General features: G+C 41.1%; 17 protein-coding genes. 16 read left to right on the top strand and 1 reads right to left on the bottom strand.

From position 1 onward, the window contains the following. Positions 1-154: 154 nt before the first annotated feature. The 8 genes from L1D51_RS15435 to L1D51_RS15400 all read left to right on the top strand — a co-directional run bounded on the left by L1D51_RS15435 (position 155) and on the right by L1D51_RS15400 (position 12,288). Positions 155-2,908, top strand: coding sequence for a hypothetical protein (locus tag L1D51_RS15435; RefSeq protein WP_054563805.1), 2,754 nt, complete (start codon positions 155-157; stop codon positions 2,906-2,908). A gap of 78 nt (positions 2,909-2,986) precedes the next feature. Next, complete coding sequence (locus L1D51_RS15430; RefSeq protein WP_054563806.1) at positions 2,987-5,620, top strand: TonB-dependent receptor domain-containing protein; 2,634 nt, start codon at positions 2,987-2,989, stop codon at positions 5,618-5,620. 137 nt (positions 5,621-5,757) lie between these two features. Beyond that, positions 5,758-6,654 (top strand): lipid kinase YegS, encoded by an 897-nt coding sequence (gene yegS / locus L1D51_RS15425; RefSeq protein WP_055198998.1) that lies wholly within the window; start codon positions 5,758-5,760, stop codon positions 6,652-6,654. 119 nt (positions 6,655-6,773) lie between these two features. Then, positions 6,774-7,916, top strand: coding sequence for an aspartate-semialdehyde dehydrogenase (gene asd / locus L1D51_RS15420; protein ID WP_054563808.1), 1,143 nt, complete (start codon positions 6,774-6,776; stop codon positions 7,914-7,916). Positions 7,917-7,977: 61 nt separating this feature from the next. Next, the gene (locus tag L1D51_RS15415) at positions 7,978-8,589 is read left to right on the top strand and encodes an FMN-binding negative transcriptional regulator (RefSeq protein ID WP_239964076.1); all 612 of its coding nucleotides are present in this window, start codon (positions 7,978-7,980) and stop codon (positions 8,587-8,589) included. A gap of 285 nt (positions 8,590-8,874) precedes the next feature. Next, the gene (locus L1D51_RS15410; protein ID WP_239964074.1) at positions 8,875-10,833 is read left to right on the top strand and encodes a methyl-accepting chemotaxis protein; all 1,959 of its coding nucleotides are present in this window, start codon (positions 8,875-8,877) and stop codon (positions 10,831-10,833) included. A 123-nt stretch (positions 10,834-10,956) separates the two neighbouring features. Continuing rightward, positions 10,957-11,391: a GNAT family N-acetyltransferase gene (locus L1D51_RS15405; protein ID WP_054563811.1), complete on the top strand. Its 435-nt coding sequence runs from the start codon at positions 10,957-10,959 to the stop codon at positions 11,389-11,391. A 516-nt stretch (positions 11,392-11,907) separates the two neighbouring features. Beyond that, positions 11,908-12,288, top strand: a complete 381-nt coding sequence (locus tag L1D51_RS15400) for a VOC family protein (protein WP_239964073.1) — start codon at positions 11,908-11,910, stop codon at positions 12,286-12,288. 61 nt (positions 12,289-12,349) lie between these two features. Here the strand turns inward: L1D51_RS15400 and L1D51_RS15395 are convergent, their stop codons facing one another. Next, the gene (locus tag L1D51_RS15395) at positions 12,350-13,153 is read right to left on the bottom strand and encodes an ion transporter (RefSeq protein ID WP_200907879.1); all 804 of its coding nucleotides are present in this window, start codon (positions 13,151-13,153) and stop codon (positions 12,350-12,352) included. Between the two features lie 88 nt (positions 13,154-13,241). Between L1D51_RS15395 and L1D51_RS15390 the strand changes: the two genes are divergently transcribed. The 8 genes from L1D51_RS15390 (at position 13,242) to L1D51_RS15355 (ending at position 16,294) form a co-directional block, all read left to right on the top strand. After that, positions 13,242-13,448 carry a hypothetical protein gene (locus L1D51_RS15390; RefSeq protein ID WP_239964071.1) on the top strand — a complete coding sequence of 69 codons (207 nt, stop codon included), beginning with the start codon at positions 13,242-13,244 and terminating at the stop codon, positions 13,446-13,448. Beyond that, on the top strand, positions 13,441-13,713 hold the full coding sequence (locus L1D51_RS15385) for a hypothetical protein (RefSeq protein ID WP_239964069.1): 273 nt from the start codon (positions 13,441-13,443) through the stop codon (positions 13,711-13,713). Before L1D51_RS15390 ends, L1D51_RS15385 begins: the two co-directional genes overlap by 8 nt. Positions 13,714-13,715: 2 nt before the next feature. Then, the gene (locus L1D51_RS15380) at positions 13,716-14,162 is read left to right on the top strand and encodes a hypothetical protein (RefSeq protein ID WP_239964067.1); all 447 of its coding nucleotides are present in this window, start codon (positions 13,716-13,718) and stop codon (positions 14,160-14,162) included. 59 nt (positions 14,163-14,221) lie between these two features. Then, positions 14,222-14,416, top strand: coding sequence for a YwbE family protein (locus L1D51_RS15375; RefSeq protein WP_036971837.1), 195 nt, complete (start codon positions 14,222-14,224; stop codon positions 14,414-14,416). Continuing rightward, a complete protein-coding gene (locus L1D51_RS15370) occupies positions 14,413-14,940 on the top strand; it encodes a DUF4240 domain-containing protein (RefSeq protein WP_239964066.1) in 528 nt (175 codons plus the stop codon). Before L1D51_RS15375 ends, L1D51_RS15370 begins: the two co-directional genes overlap by 4 nt. Positions 14,941-15,042: 102 nt before the next feature. Beyond that, positions 15,043-15,285, top strand: a complete 243-nt coding sequence (locus L1D51_RS15365; RefSeq protein ID WP_239964065.1) for a hypothetical protein — start codon at positions 15,043-15,045, stop codon at positions 15,283-15,285. 153 nt (positions 15,286-15,438) lie between these two features. Continuing rightward, positions 15,439-15,855, top strand: a complete 417-nt coding sequence (locus L1D51_RS15360; protein ID WP_082665559.1) for a DUF805 domain-containing protein — start codon at positions 15,439-15,441, stop codon at positions 15,853-15,855. Between the two features lie 49 nt (positions 15,856-15,904). After that, positions 15,905-16,294 carry a DoxX-like family protein gene (locus L1D51_RS15355; RefSeq protein WP_239964064.1) on the top strand — a complete coding sequence of 130 codons (390 nt, stop codon included), beginning with the start codon at positions 15,905-15,907 and terminating at the stop codon, positions 16,292-16,294. Positions 16,295-16,315 lie beyond the last annotated feature (21 nt).

Here is a 16,315-nt window from a genome sequence, read left to right as displayed (position 1 = left end):
TTATTAAAGTGTAACTAGTTTGTCATACAGCTCCCGTAAGGTAGTCGCAGTTTAAAACTCAAGTGACCCAAAAGCATTAAGTTTCAGTGCTTTTTGGTGACTTGAGTTTATGCGCTAACACAATAATTAAATATCTATCTTAACGGAGTGAACAATGAAATTATCTGGCTTATTCAAGGTTAGTCTTGTAGCTACAGCAATCTCACTAGCAGGTTGTGGCGGTGGTGATATCAACATCAACGTAGAAGAAACAGTTGAGCAACCAACTACACCTACTAACCCAACTACACCACCAACAACTGAAGAGTTACCGGGTGTATACAGCCAAAGTCTTTCGAACGAAGTGTCTGCTGCATTAGGTCGTGATGTGACAGTACAAGTTCTTTCAGGCGTAATCACTGAAGATACAACATTATCAACAGACGCATTTTGGGCGCTTGATGGTGCTGTATTCGTTGGTAACGATAAAGCAGACAGTGCAACGTTAACAATTGAAGCGGGTGCGGTAGTATTCGGTAACAGCGGTTCTGATTACCTAGTTGTTAGCCGTGACTCTAAAATTGAAGCTACAGGTACTAAAAACGACCCTATCATCTTTACTTCTAAGCAAGACGTAGTTGGTGAAGAAACATCTGCAGGCCAATGGGGCGGTATGGTGCTTCTTGGTAACGGTATCTCTAATAAGTGTCCTGCTGAAGGCGATTGTGCTCTTCAAGTTGAAGGTGTTGAATCTGGTGCTGTATTCGGCGGTACAGACAATACAGATAGTTCTGGTACTTTAAAGTACGTTGTTGTTAAAAATGCTGGTTATGAAATTGCCCCAGATAATGAACTAAATGGTATTACATTTGGTGCTGTTGGTTCTGGTACAACGGTTGAGTACTTACAAGTTCACAACAACTCAGATGATGGTGTTGAATTCTTCGGTGGTGCGGTAAATCTGAAGCACGTTGTATTAACAAGCATCGACGACGATAGCATCGACTGGGACAATGGTTACCAAGGTAAAATGCAATTCGTTTACGTTGAACAAGATCCAGATTCAACAGATGCAAACCGTGGTATCGAAGCAGATAACGACGGTAGCACACCTTCTAAAGAACCAAAATCATTACCAATCATCTCTAACTTAACAATCATCGGCAACAACTTCGACGGTGAAGACGATGCTGAGGGTATCTACCTTCGTGAAGGTACAGGTTTACACCTTTACAACTCTGTGATCACTGGCTCTGACGAAATGGGTGAGTGTTTAGAAATTGAAGGTGCTGAAGACGGTGTAAGCGAAACAGTTAATAACGCTAACGATGGTACTATCTTAATTCAAAACACATTCATGTCGTGTACTAATGGCGAAAACTTCAAAAACCCAGTTGATGGTAGCGGCAATTCATTACTAGAGCTTGAAACGTGGTTTACAGCACAATCTGGTAACGTAATCAATGATAAGCCAATGCTTGGTGCAAACGGTCAACCAATTGCAGGTTCTCCATTACTAGGCGCGGGCCAAGATGTAGCAAATACTGTTGATGCGTTCTTCGATACAGTTGACTTTGTTGGTGCACTGAATGATTCAGATGACTGGCGTGAAGGTTGGGCATTTGGTTACGGTGGCGGTGAAGTAACTGCACCACCAGCAGTAGCAGGTTGTCCATCAGGTACAACGTCAATTTCTCCAGTTGATGGCAGCACAACAACATGTGAAGTGTCTGGTCGTATCACCGCTGATTTAACTCTTACTGCGGGTAACTACTACGCATTAAGCGGCGCAGTATTTGTAGGTGAAGATAATGCAGATTCAGCTACTTTAACAATCGAGCCAGGCGTAACAGTATATGGCCGTACAGGTGATGATTACTTAGTAATTAGCCGTGGTTCAAAAATTAATGCTAACGGTACTAAAGATGAGCCAATCTCGTTCACTTCAAGCCAAGATGTGATGGGTGGTACTACAGCCGCTGGTCAATGGGGTGGTTTAGTACTTCTTGGTAACGCACCATCAAACAAGTGTCCAGCAGAAGGTGATTGTGCACTTCAAGTTGAAGGTGTTGAGTCAGGTGCGGTGTTCGGTGGTACTGATACAACGGATAACTCAGGTACACTGCGTTATGTTCGTGTGATGAATGGTGGGTACGAAATCGCACCAGATAACGAATTAAACGGTATCACGTTCGGTGGTGTTGGTTCTGGTACAACTGTTGAGTATGTACAAGTACACCAAAATGCGGATGACGGTGTTGAGTTCTTCGGTGGTAACGTTCAAGCGAAGTACTTAGTACTAACAAGCATTCAAGATGACAGCATCGACTGGGACAATGGTTTCCAAGGTAAAATGCAGCACATTCTTGTTAAGCAAGCAGCTGATAACTCAGACGCGAACCGTGGTATTGAAGCAGACAACGATGGTTCTACACCGTCTAAAACACCTAAGTCAAACCCAACAATTGCTAACTTAACAATCATCGGTAATACCTTTGATGGTGAAGATGACTCAGAAGGTATGTACTTCCGTGAAGGTACGGGTGCGCAAATCTATAACGCAATCGTAACGGGCCCTGAAGGTATGGGCGAATGTCTAGAGATTGAAGGTGCTGCTTCAGGTGAAAGTGAAACAGTTAAGAATGCTCAAGATGGTACCTTAATGATTAAATCATCAGTGATTGCATGTTCTGAAAACTTCAAAGACCCAAGTGGTGTAGATTTCAGTGTTGAAAACTGGTGGACAAACACATTAGGTAACTTAGTTGCTACAGGTCAAACGCAAGTTGTAAATGGTATCTTCACTATCGATACAACAACAGCGACAGACGTTAAAGCAATCGACGGTTTCTTCGATACAACAACGCACATTGGTGCAGTATCTGCTGATAACAACTGGACTGAAGGTTGGACAGTAGGTCTGGAATAACACAGTAAGCGAGGTGCTAAACAACGTGTTTAGCACCTTTAAACAACTTTCTGTAACTTATTTCAGATAGAGGTAAACATGAAACAATATTCAAAACAGTTCAGCTTAACAGCACTAAGCGCAGCTATCTTATGCGGATTGAGTGTCTCAGCACACGCAGCTGAAGCAGACGAAGAAGCTGTTCTTGAAGAAGTTGTTGTAAGTGCAAGTCGTTTAAAAGGCACTGCAACAGCTGTTCTAGAAGAGCGTAAACAGCAAGCATTCGTTGCTGATATTATGGGTGCAGAGCAAATTTCACGTAGTGGTGATAGTGACGCTGCTGCAGCGCTACGCCGTGTAACAGGTTTAACACTTGTTGATGGTAAGTTTATTTATGTACGTGGTCTAGGTGAACGATATTCAAGTACACAGTTAAATAATTCTGCTGTACCAAGCCCAGATCCAACGCGTTCTGTATTACCACTGGATTTATTTCCATCAGGTATTATCGAAAGCTTATCAGTACAAAAATCATATTCACCGTCAATGCCAGCATCTTTTGGTGGTGGTAACGTTGATATTCGCTTGAAATCAATTCCTGATCAGTTTGTATTTGATGTGACGGGTCAGCTTGGTTATAACAACAATAACTTTGATGATGGTCTTGAATACAACGGTGGTTCGGATGACTGGTACGGTGTTGACGATGGCACACGCGAAATTCCGCGTCCTATCCTTGATGTATACCAAAGTGGTCAATCGCTTGATGATTTAACACCTGAGCAAAGCCGTGCTTTAGCACTGTCGTTAAATCGCGATTATGATCCAAAATCAGCAAAGGTTGATCCAAATACAAAGTTCACTGCCACGTTAGGTAACAGCTTTGAATCGGATAAATGGCGCTACGGTTTCTTATCGTCGCTTAGCTACGATAATAAACACGTTGTTTCAGATGAGTATCAAGGTCAAGGTTTCTTGATTGGTGAAAACTCAACAACCATGATCCGTGGTTATGACCAAGTACTAAGTACAGAACACACGGTTAAGACATCAGGAATGGTTACGGTTGGTGTTGAGTATGACAAAGCGCATAAAATTGACTACACAGCATTAATCCTACGTGATACTGAAGATAAAATTTCAGACCGTTTAGGTATTGACCAAAACAACAATACCTCAGACAACAAGCGTGTACGCTCGTACGATGTTCGTTATGAAGAGCGTGAGCTGATCGTTAATCAGTTAAAAGGTATGCATACTTTTGATTGGTTGAATTACGCGGGTTTTGACTGGAAGTATTCAATTGGTCGCTCAAACCGTTACGCACCAGGTAACATGGAAACTCGTTTCATTGTTACTGATGCTAACGAAGATGGGTTTTACGATACAGTAAACGAAAGCGCATTAACCAATGCAACAACAGCTGCACGTTACACTTTCCAAGATTTGGATGATGAAGTAGAGAACTACGGTTTTAACTTTACGTTGCCTATTATGCTAGATGGCGTGGATGTTGAGCTTAAATCAGGTGCCGACTTTATCTCTAAAGAGCGTTCAGCAACTAACCGTCGTTTTGATATCAATACACGTGCATTCTCAGATGTTGACTTAAACGGAAATGAGTTAAACACCATTTTATCTGATGATGTACTTACAAACGCGTCACTAACGCAGCCAATCTTAAACGACACAACGGTTTCAGGCGATGACTATAAGTCAGCGCAGAAAGTGGATGCATACTACTTCGAAGCTGATTTCTTCTTCAATAACACATGGCGTATTACCGGTGGTTTACGTTGGGAAGATTTCCGTCAAGTATCTGTTCCTCTTGACCCATTTACTGGTGGCCTTGCATCTTCTATCGATTATGATGAGTTAGATCAGCTCGCATTCCGTGAAGACGACGTTTATAGCGCACTTGCATTAACTTATGTACAAAGTGACGAAACGCAATGGCGCTTAAGCTATGGTGAAACTGTTGTTCGCCCAGATTTACGTGAGATTTCTGACGCAACTTACATCGATCCGCTTACAGAATACCCTGTAGGTGGTACGCCAGGTCTACGTACAACCCAAATCAAAAACTATGATTTCCGCTGGGAAAACTATTTTGATACGGGCGAGAACTTCTCTGTTGGTGTGTTCTATAAAGACATGGTTGACCCAATTGAGTCTGTTCAATCACCTGCACAAGATGGTCCACCTCTGGTACGTATTGCTAATGCAGAAGATGGCTATGTTGCTGGTGTTGAATTTGAATACCTGAAAGATTTCGCTTTCTTAGGTGGATTCTGGCAAGACGTATTCATGACAGGTAACGTGACTTTAAGTGACTCAGAAATCAACATGGACCGTCAGGCGATTGTTGAACAAACAGGGGTTTCTGCAGCGGTTACAAATACAACACGTCGCATGACGGGTCACTCAAAATATGTTGTAAACATGCAGTTAGGCTATGACGCACCTAGTGGGCAACATGCTTCAACGCTAATCTATAACGTATTTGGTGAGCGGATTATAATTCCTGGCATTGAAGGTCAAGAAGATTGGATGGAGCAACCTTTCCACTCTCTAGACTTTAACTACACCTATTTCCCTGATTTCAACTCAAGCTTGAAGTTTAAAGTGACGAATATTTTGGGCGCAAAATCTGAAATAGAGTCAGCGGGTACCTTAACTCGCTCTAAAGAGAAAGGCACTGAGTTCTCAATTGAGTACAAATATCAGTTTTAAATCTCTGACCAAGGAAGGATACAATAATAAATCCTAACGTTGATTTAGCCCTGCACTAGCAGGGCTTTTTTGTTTCTGTATTGTCTATAAACCATTGCGTGTTATGGTAGTTCTAAGTGTTAAAACAGGGATTTAAAATGGACTTACGGTTAATTATAAATGGCAAAAAAGCGGCTGATGAGCAGCTTCGTGACGCCATCGGTCAATTTCGAACTAGTCAGCAACTTGCGGTGCGTGTTACCTATGAAGGCGGTGACATTGAGCGCTTTATCAATGAAGCCGTGGCAGAGGGTGTAAAACGTGTTGTAGTAGCTGGTGGTGATGGCACCGTTAATGAAGCCGTTAATGCATTAATGAAACTGGAAAAGTCACAACGTTTAGAGCTTGCAATTGTACCTATGGGCACAGCGAATGATTTTGCTACAGCCGCTAATATTCCTCACGGGTACTTGCCAGCACTGAAACTTGCCGCAGATGGTCAGCCGCATGCAATTGATACGGTAGAGGTTGATAAGCGTTATTTTGTGAACGTAGCCAGTGCTGGCTTTGGGGCAAAAATTACCGCAACCACACCGCCTGCACTGAAAAACTTACTCGGTGGTGGGGCGTATACCTTGGCTGGTCTTGTACAAGCGCTGAGTTTTGTACCTTACAGTGGCGAGTTAACGCTGCCTGATGGTGAACGTACTTCGGGCGATATTATTGCCGCTGCCGTATGTAATGGCCGCCAAGCGGGCGGTGGCCAGCCACTTGCGCCACATGCGTACATAAATGATGGCTTGGTTGATTTAGTGGCGTTTACATCATTTGCAATTTCAGATGTACCAGCGGTTATCGAAGAGCTAAGTAACTATCCTAATTCATCACAACAATGGGTAAAACGCTTTCAAGTGCCTTGGCTTGAATGGCAAACACAAACAGAAATGCCAATAAACTTAGATGGCGAGCCAATCACCTCAAAACAACAGCGTTTTGAAGTGCACGCTGGCGCGCTAAACATGGTGCTACCAGACGCTTGCCCAATGCTAAGATGAAAAATTTTGATGTTACTCGGTTAGCGCTGGTTTTGCTAAGGCCGCAATGCTAGATTACTTCTGTAAAAATTAAACTCTCACGCAATGGACTTTAATTTTTAACAGTTTAGGTAATTTGAATGAATCAAACAGTGGAACAAACAATGAAAAAAGTAGGATTAGTCGGTTGGCGGGGCATGGTTGGCTCTGTGTTATTAGAACGTATGCAGCAAGAAAATGATTTTTCTAATATCGACACGACTTTTTTCACCACCTCACAAACCGGTCAATTAGGCCCTGATCTTGCTGGCCCTGCTAAACCGCTTTTAGATGCCAATGATATCGCTGAGCTTGCGAAGATGGATATTATTGTTACTTGCCAAGGCGGTGACTATACCAAAGCCGTTTACCCGCAATTACGTGAATCAGGTTGGCAAGGTTACTGGATTGATGCGGCATCGGCACTGCGTATGAGTGACGACAGTATTATTGTGCTAGATCCGGTAAATAAAGACGTTATCAGTGCGGGCTTAGAGCAAGGTGTTAAAACCTATGTGGGCGGTAACTGTACCGTATCACTTATGCTATTAGCCCTAGGCGGTTTATTTGAACAAGACTTGATTGAATGGGTAAGCCCAATGACATATCAAGCGGCTTCTGGTGCAGGCGCACGCAACATGAAAGAGTTAATTGCGCAAATGGGTGCAATTCACGAAACCGTTGCTGACAAGCTTGCAGATCCAAATGCTGCGATTCTTGAGATTGATAAGTTAGTCACCGAAAAAATTGCCTCAAGCGATTTACCGCAAGACCAGTTTGGTGTGCCTCTAGCCGGTAGCCTTATCCCTTGGATTGATGTACCAATGCCAAGCGGTCAAAGTAAAGAAGAGTGGAAAGCGCAAGTTGAAGCAAACAAAATTTTAGGTAGCAGCGAACAACCTGTCCCTGTTGATGGTTTATGTGTTCGCATTGGCGCAATGCGTTGTCACTCACAAGCGATGACAATTAAGCTGCGCAAAGACATTAGCGTTGAGAAAATTGAAGAAATTCTTGCTTCTCACAATGAGTGGGTAAAAGTGATCCCGAATGATCGTGACATTTCAGCTACAGATTTAACCCCTGTAAAAGTAACTGGCACGTTGTCTATTCCGGTAGGTCGTATTCGTAAATTAGCGATGGGCCCAGAGTATATCAGTGCGTTTACGGTTGGTGACCAATTGTTATGGGGTGCAGCTGAGCCACTTCGTCGTATGTTACGCATTATTGTTGATGGTCAACATTAATCACACAACTCAATATTAAGGCTAGCAGTTTGCTGGCCTTTTTTAGCACTAAAGGACAGTAATGCACACCCCTAATAAATGGAAAATGACACCAGAGCGAGTATCGCAGTTCATTAAAACCTACAGCTTTGCACTGATGGTTGATAGTGAGTTTGAGGCAACTCATTTACCTTTAGTTTATAAGCCCGATGAGGGCGAGTTTGGTACCTTATATGGTCATGTGTCACGGTCTAATAGTCACGGCAAAAGCTTGCAAGGTACCAGTGTATTAGTGGTTTTTAACGGCCCGCATAGTTATATATCTCCCACTTGGTATAGTGAGAAGCCAGCTGTATCGACTTGGAACTACGCTGCGGTGCATGCCAAGGGCAAAGTAGAATACCTCAATCATGAAAACACCTTAGCCTGCCTAGATGAGTTAATTAGCCAATACGAGCCAAGTATTTTAAACGACACCAGCTTATTGCCAGCTGATTATCAAGCCAAGTTACTTCGTGGCATTGTTGGTATTAAAATCGAACTTGATTCAATTCAGGCAAAAGAGAAGTTAGGCCAGCATAAATCGGCAGCGGATCAACAAGGTGTTGTAACAGGGTTAAAATCAGATAAACACCCAGATGCCCAAGCCTTACTTAGCTATATGCTTAAACATGAAGTAGGAATAGGCAGCTAATTTGCATCCCGCAAATGCTGCCAATTGGTTGGAAAGTATCAAGCACTGCTTTGTTAAAAGCATGTTAACTACTAAAACTAAAGTTAGTACATTCCATGTATCTGTCAACTAAATGTCATATTTAGAGACGGTAAGTTTCGAGTTAAAGCAATCTTAGAAGATATGTAAAACTGATTGATTTTATTTATCCTAATCTACTTTGCACCGAAAAAATAAACACTTAATTATTTGCCGAACTTCCAAGCCCTCACTATATTTTCTTAAGTGCTTAGTTGGAAGTTGGCTATGAACATTTCAAAAAAATTAAAACTCGCCTTTGCGTCAGCCATTGCGCTGCCACTCATTATCATCGCTGTGCTTGTAATTACACAAACAAGACAGCAAGCCCTCGATAGTTTTGCCGAGCTTAGTGAAAGAGAAGCAAGACAAGTCGATAATGGTATCAGTATGTTTTTTGCCGAAATCGAAAAAAACGTCGATTACCTTGCTTCCCATGCCGCTATCTTAGATGCCAAGCAAGGTGTTAAAACCCATATGCAGTCACCTAGTGCAGAAAAGCTTGATCATTTAAGTGGTAGTAACATCGAACAAAACGCCTTTAGTTTGTTTGATCACTTTGGCGCCACCCACCCGGGACTTGCATATATTTATATGGGTAATGAGCAAGGCGGTTATATTCAATGGCCAGAGGGGGAAGTTACAGCGAATTATGACCCTAGAGTGAGGCCTTGGTACGAAACAGGCAAAGCAGCAGATGGTAAAACGGTAAGAACCAATGCCTATTATTGGGCAGCCGATGACATGGTAATTGTTTCTACTGTTAAAGCGATTAAACAAGCAGGAGAGTTTATTGGTGTGCAGGGCATGGATGTATCCTTGCAGGGCCTTACCGATATTATTGCGAACATTAAACTTGGTGAAACTGGCTATTTAATGTTGATTGAAGATAGTGGCAATGTACTCGTTGACGTTAAAAATGCTGATTACAGGTTTAAACAGTTAGCACAAGTCAATAACGGAAAATACAAACAGCTCGCTGAGAATAATCAGGGGCAATTTGAAATCGACATTAATGGCAAAGATTACTTAGCAAATATTTACACCTCGCAAAAACTAGGCTGGAAATTTATAGGTTTAGTTGAAAAATCTGAAGTGATGAGTGCTGCAAACGCAATGACGATTACCATTTTAGTCATCAGTGCAATCTTGATTGCTGTGTTCATTTTAGTTGCTAGCTATATTTCTAAATTAATTTCTGCACCTATTGTTGAAGTAAGTGATGGTCTTACCGAGATATCGCAAGGTGGTGGTGATTTAACTAAACGTTTAGTGATTAAAACACGCGATGAAACGGCCAAACTGGCTAACAGCTTTAACTTATTTTTGAATCTAATATCGGATTTAGTCACGCAAATTAATGATTGTGCGCAAAATGTTAGTGATACCTCAGCGCAAACATCATCACAGGCGGCGCAATTATCTGGCTCAACATCACAGCAACAACAAGCCCTTGAAATGGCGGCCACAGCAATTAATGAAATGGCAGCGACTGCTAATGAAGTATCTGCTAGTTGTGCCAATGCAGCCGAGCTTGCATCGCAAACACAACAGGCTTCTGAACTTGGGCAAAGTGTTATATCTGAAACGGTTGATAGTGTTGTGTCTTTGTCTGAGGTGATAACCAAAGCAACCCAAGATATAAACCAACTCGACGCTGAAAGCGAAAACATCATGTCGATATTAAGCGTGATAAGAGGTATTGCAGAGCAAACCAATTTGTTAGCCTTAAATGCAGCAATTGAAGCGGCGAGGGCAGGCGACCATGGTCGAGGTTTTGCGGTAGTTGCAGATGAGGTGCGTGCGTTATCACAAAGAACCTCAGAATCAACAGAAGAAATAGCAAGTCAGTTAGATACGTTACGTAAAATGTCTGATCAAGTGTCAAAAGAGATGACAACCAGCTTAAACCGTACAAACAAAACAGTTGATCTAGCTCATTCAGCACAGAAACAATTTAGCGAAATAACCGCGTCTATCGTCAATATTAGCGATTTAAATACACAAATTGCCACCGCAGCAGAAGAGCAACAGCATGTAGCCGAAGACATTAACCGCAATGTTGTTGAAATTAAAAATGCGGCTGACGATGTAAGCGAAATTGCCGATAGTGCAAGAGGTAATGGAGAGAAACTAAACCTGTTATCGAATACACTGACTGATTTAGTGGGTAAATTTAAAGTGTAAAATACACTTTGTTTCATATACTTTGCATGCTTTAATGGAATAAATAACTAAAGCGTGTAACGAATCATTTTGTTATTTGATTAGAGAACACAAGGCACGAAAACTCCTATAAAATGGCAAATAATGAAAATAGATAGTGTGAACGCCCAAGATTATCCAGAGCTACTCGCTGTATGGGAAAACTCAGTTCGATCAACCCATGATTTTATAACTGAAGACGACATCGCTTTTTTTAAGCCAATTATTATTGAACAGGCATTTCCTAATGTGACTTTAAAGTGCATTAAGGATGAGCATCAGGCAATTTTAGGCTTCGTTGGCGTACATGAGTGTAAAATAGAAATGTTGTTCATTTTAGATGCCGCAAGGGGTATGGGGATAGGTAAAACACTCTTGAACTATGCGGTTGAGCAATTAGCTGCCAACAAAGTAGATGTTAATGAGCAAAACCCACTTGCAGTGGGGTTTTATCAGCATATGGGTTTTAAAGTTGCCTCACGCTCGCCATTAGATGATATGGGCAAACCATTTCCAATATTGCATATGGAACTCGTGTAAGAACGGCTTCAGCCGTGAATTTAGATGTTTGGCGTTGAAACGCGCCTCCTACAAACTTTACTCTAGTAACTCGCTAACTTTCCCCTCAATCGCGCTAAAGCACGACCTACAACGCGCGAAACAAGTTTCACCCCTATACGATGAATCCCGTAGGAACGGCTTTAGCCGTGAATTTAGATGTTCGGCGTTGAAACGTATCCTAGAAACCTTCACCTTGTAGCTTGCTAACTTTCCCCTCAATCGCGCTAAAGCACGACCTACAAACGCGCGAAACAAGTTTCACGCCTACGAAAGAAAACATTAGGCGCTAGGAATCAGGGTCTGGGACGCGGTATAAAATCACTGCTACCTGTTCGCCGTTGAAACGCCTCCTAGAAACTTTCACCTTGTAGCTTGCTAACTTGCTAACTTGCTAACTTTACTCTCGCAACTCGCTAACTCATAACATATCTTTTGCTTAATTTAATGAACGCGATATGCTGAAGCAACGAATAAAGCATTACATGGGAGTAGCAAATGAACCTCAATCAGGTGACGTTACCTGTAAAGGATATGAATGAAGCGGTGGCTTTTTACTTAACACTGGGAATGATTCAGATAGTGGATACCGCGCATTACGCACGCTTTCAATGCCCAGATGGTGATGCCACATTTTCGCTGTCATTAGAAACTGAAGAGTTTAGTAATAGTGCGGTAATTTATTTTGAACATGAGCAGCTCGATGAGCTCTACGCAAGCCTTGTTGAAAAAGGAATTAGCTTTGAGCAGCCGCCAACCGCCCAGCGTTATTTATGGACAGAAGCAATTTTAAAAGACCCATCAGGGAATAAAATTAAATTGTATTGGGCGGGAGAAAACCGCTTAAACCCACCATGGAAGGTAGAAAAGCGAGGGTAAAAAAGGCGCTAGTGTCTAGGTCCTAGCGCCTAATATCTAAAAGCTATTATCTAAAAACTTTCTACTTTTCTTTCAGTAGTTGTTTTAGTTCAGCCATTTCAGCTTGAAGCTGAGCAATTTGCCCTTTGGTTGCTGGCATGTCGGCATCAGATGTTTGCTCTTCACGGGCGTTACGATGCTCTTCAGACATAACTTCTAATATTGCACCAACCATCATGTTTAAAAATACAAAGGCTGTTAAGAAGATAAACGTTAGGTAGAAAATCCAGCTGAGTTCATACACAGCCATAGTTTCATACATAACATCGGTCCAATCCTCAAACGTGGCAATCCTAAATAATGTGAGCATAGAAATAGACACATCACCCCACAATACTGGATTTATATCAGCAAACAGCATGCTACCCATGGCGGCATAAATATAGAAGATCACGAACATGAGCAGGGCAATATAGCCCATTTGTGGAATGGCTTTTAAAAGCGAGTTAACCAGCAGTCTAAGCTCTGGGATCATAGATACAAGTCGCAACACGCGGAAAATACGCAGTAATCGAGCGATAAAAATCGTAGAGCCAGCTGCAGGGTAAAGGCTTCCCACCACGATTATAAAATCGAAAATATTCCAACCTTTGGTGAAAAAGTCTTTAAAACCACGACTGGCGATAAACCGTATCACGAGCTCAACTAAAAAGAATACCGTGATACCTAAGTCCATCCAATGTAAGGCAAGCTCAGCAGTTGGATGTAAAGAGTAGGTGTGTGCACCCACTGTTAGCGCTGAAATAACAATGACAGCAATAACAAATGATTGAAAAATTTTACTTTTATCGATACGCTGAAACAGCTGTTGTAACTGCGACAACATCATATAGAACCCTTTGGTAATAATATTTAAACCCACGCAATATACAGGAAAACGCAGCACCAATGTATAACTACATAAAGGAAATTTAATGTTTTTTAATGCCTTAAAACTGGCCGTGATTGCGACTGTTGCAGTGCTTTTATCTGCTTGTAGCTCAGATGCCCGTTATCATGAAATTCAATCGGCGCGTTTAAGTGAATGCAATCATATGGCAGATAAAGAGTACCATGAGTGCGTAAAGCGCCAGCAAGACAGCTACGAAGAATTTAAAAAACAACAAGCAGAACATGACTAAAACTGAAAAACGTATAGATAAGGCTATTCGAGTTGCTTTGACACAAGCGTGCGAACAAGCAAAAAAGCAAATACACGAATTTTCATGGTTAACGCATACTGCTGACCTAAAAAAGCTACCGCAATCACTAAAAGTAAGTTGTTATTGTAAAGAGCTGCCGATAACCGCTGAGCAAACCCAGTTAATTTCCAGTTTAATTATCAAAGAATTGAGCGCTATAGATTTCGCTATCAATGCAAAAGCAATTGCGTTTTTAAAGGAATAATAATGTACGTAAATTTAACCCCTAAACAGATGGTTAGGTTAAATCTAGCCCTTGCTATGTTATTTATTTGTATAGGTGTGTACAGCTTGCAATCAGACTCATTACCTATTTCAAGTTTTACCGGTTTTATATTTGCAATCGGTTTTATGGTACAGGCCTACCGCTCAACAGAGAAATTTGCTGCCAAATCAGCCCTTAGTAAAACACTCACGGCAACAGACAGAAGCTTAACGGTTAAGCAGGTTTATTATGGCGATAAAGAAGAGACTCTTGAATTAAGCCGTATTACGCAACTGAAAGTTGCTGATAACTATTTAGCCGTCATATTAGATGGCAACGGCCAAGGTTATGACTTTCAAATAAAAGGCAAAGCTGAAGCAATCACTAAACGTTTAAATGAGATATTGCCAAAGGCGCTGCTTAAAAACAGCCCAATCAAACAGGTTTAATTTGGTAAGCCAGCCGCAAATGGCTATAATCGGCAAAAATTATTGAAAGAGATATAGCAATGGCAGTGCCTACGCGTTCACAAATTTCAATTGGCTGCGAAGTCAACATTGTTTTAAAACAAGATCAACGAACAGGTCAGTTAACTCAAGGTGTGGTGTCACGTATATTAACTAAATCACCAAACCACCCGCATGGTATTAAAGTTCAACTTGATGATGGTCAAGTTGGGCGCGTGAAAGAGATTTTATCATGAGTGTTTTAAGCGAAAATGAATTTTGGCAACTCGTGACCGCCGAAGACAAAACTGCCGAGCCTGAGTCTGTTTGTAACGCATTAAAAGCAAAGCTGACTGATTTATCTGACGAACAGCTGATGGAATTTGATAAGCAGTTTAACCTACGTATGCGTAAAGCCTATACCTGGGACTTATTTGGTGCCGCTTATGTAATGGCCGGTTGTAACGATGATTATGGTTTTTCTGAGTTTTTATGTTGGCTTATTTCACGTGGTGAACAGGCTTTTTTAAAGGCGCTTGAAAACCCGGACTCAATTGCCGAGTGTACGCCGGTTTATCATTTAAACGAACAGCCTTACCCGTATTTAGATGAGTACGATTTAATTGCCGGTATGCTTTACGAAGAACGTAATGATGACGAATTACCCTTTGTGCCATCAGGCCTTGAGCAACCAAAAGGTAAACGTTTTAAAGATAAAGCAAAGTTTTTAAAACAAACCTACCCAAATTTATATGCTAAATATTGGCAACAACCGAGTTAATTAAAAACACCTAAGGGTACTTTTTATATGGCTTTAGGTTACTTGCTTTTACCATGACAACTCAGTAAGTTATTAAATAATATTAATAAAGTGAATGCTAACATGTGTCAGGAGTTTATTGAGCTAAAGCAGTATTTAATAAAAAAAGGCATTAAAAGAGAAACCTATGCGATTGATACTTTACCAAGAATTGAAGGGCATTGTATTTACGACGCAAAGAGTCATATTGAGGTCTTTTACTTCGAACGAGGGGTTAAGTTTCAGCAAAAAACATTCTCTGATGTTGAAGATGCGATAAGTTATTTCAAAGCTGAGTTGCTTTCAGACCCATTTTCTAAATTATAGCGTTCATAGGCATAAAGTTTACCAGCAATTTCTTAGTACCCAAATCCAATCATTTTGTGTTATCTTATTCATGCTTAATTCAGCACTATTAACAACATAAATCAGCAGACTAGATTAATTTGTTTGCTACAACACATATCAAAGGAAATGACAGTGTCAGAAAACGTATATCAAGCCCCAGAATCAAACCTTGCTACAGCATCAACAGAAACAACCACTTTAAGCATGAAAGAAATTTTGTTTTCTTTTAAAGGTCGTATTCCTCGTAAGACCTATTGGTATTCTTTCTTAGGTATTATTGTAGCTTCATTTGTTTTTATGTTCGTAGTTGCATTATTAACAGGTGGTAATGAAACAGCAATCTCTGTGATCACACTAATCTTTTATATCCCACTTATGTGGGTTTCGCTTGCGGTTCAAGTAAAGCGCTGGCATGACCGTAATAAATCAGGTTGGTGGGTATTGATTGGCTTAGTTCCAGTTATTGGTGGTATCTGGGCGTTAATCGAAAATGGCTTTTTAGCAGGTGATGAAGCTGAGAACCGTTTCGGTCAACCTACTAGCTTATAAGCTATACTGTGTGCTCTGAATATCAGAGCACACAAAGTAAACTTACCCGATGAAGCATTTAACTACGATTCAAATCGCTCGATTTATTATCAGCTTTAGTTGGCTTTATCATGGGCTGATGCCAAAACTTATTCACATAGCCCCCCTTGAACTAAAAATGACAGCCAGTTTTGGTTTTAATGCTGAAATTTCAACACTTATTACCCGAGCAGCTGGCATTGGTGAAATTATATTTGCCGTGCTGTTTTTTATTTTCTATCGTTCAATCTTAATCAATATTCTCAATATAGCTGCTTTAGTTGGGCTAATGCTGTTTGTAGCTGTTTTACAACCTGCACTTTTAATAGAAGCGTTTAATCCTGTGACTACAAACATTGCTTTGATCGCCTTTAGCCTCGTATTAATTAAAGAACTCAAAGAACCACAGCTCAATGCTTAATACGCCGCACCAGTCACCAAT

This window comes from Pseudoalteromonas shioyasakiensis, from assembly GCF_022398475.1.
Lineage (GTDB): Bacteria > Pseudomonadota > Gammaproteobacteria > Enterobacterales > Alteromonadaceae > Pseudoalteromonas.
The sequence above is the reverse complement of the archived record's forward strand: the minus strand, read 5'-3'. Positions and strand labels throughout refer to the sequence as shown.

Bases quoted from the DNA above. Each gene is read 5' to 3' on its own strand.
- L1D51_RS15435 (WP_054563805.1), top strand. From the start codon at position 155: ATGAAATTATCTGGCTTATTCAAGGTTAGTCTTGTAGCTACAGCAATC.
- L1D51_RS15365 (WP_239964065.1), top strand. From the start codon at position 15,043: ATGTGTCAGGAGTTTATTGAGCTAAAGCAGTATTTAATAAAAAAAGGC.
- asd (WP_054563808.1), top strand. From the start codon at position 6,774: ATGAATCAAACAGTGGAACAAACAATGAAAAAAGTAGGATTAGTCGGT.
- L1D51_RS15395 (WP_200907879.1), bottom strand. From the start codon at position 13,153: ATGTTGTCGCAGTTACAACAGCTGTTTCAGCGTATCGATAAAAGTAAA.
- L1D51_RS15415 (WP_239964076.1), top strand. From the start codon at position 7,978: ATGCACACCCCTAATAAATGGAAAATGACACCAGAGCGAGTATCGCAG.
- L1D51_RS15410 (WP_239964074.1), top strand. From the start codon at position 8,875: ATGAACATTTCAAAAAAATTAAAACTCGCCTTTGCGTCAGCCATTGCG.
- L1D51_RS15385 (WP_239964069.1), top strand. From the start codon at position 13,441: ATGACTAAAACTGAAAAACGTATAGATAAGGCTATTCGAGTTGCTTTG.
- L1D51_RS15390 (WP_239964071.1), top strand. From the start codon at position 13,242: ATGTTTTTTAATGCCTTAAAACTGGCCGTGATTGCGACTGTTGCAGTG.
- L1D51_RS15380 (WP_239964067.1), top strand. From the start codon at position 13,716: ATGTACGTAAATTTAACCCCTAAACAGATGGTTAGGTTAAATCTAGCC.
- L1D51_RS15430 (WP_054563806.1), top strand. From the start codon at position 2,987: ATGAAACAATATTCAAAACAGTTCAGCTTAACAGCACTAAGCGCAGCT.
- L1D51_RS15355 (WP_239964064.1), top strand. From the start codon at position 15,905: ATGAAGCATTTAACTACGATTCAAATCGCTCGATTTATTATCAGCTTT.
- L1D51_RS15400 (WP_239964073.1), top strand. From the start codon at position 11,908: ATGAACCTCAATCAGGTGACGTTACCTGTAAAGGATATGAATGAAGCG.
- yegS (WP_055198998.1), top strand. From the start codon at position 5,758: ATGGACTTACGGTTAATTATAAATGGCAAAAAAGCGGCTGATGAGCAG.
- L1D51_RS15375 (WP_036971837.1), top strand. From the start codon at position 14,222: ATGGCAGTGCCTACGCGTTCACAAATTTCAATTGGCTGCGAAGTCAAC.
- L1D51_RS15370 (WP_239964066.1), top strand. From the start codon at position 14,413: ATGAGTGTTTTAAGCGAAAATGAATTTTGGCAACTCGTGACCGCCGAA.
- L1D51_RS15405 (WP_054563811.1), top strand. From the start codon at position 10,957: ATGAAAATAGATAGTGTGAACGCCCAAGATTATCCAGAGCTACTCGCT.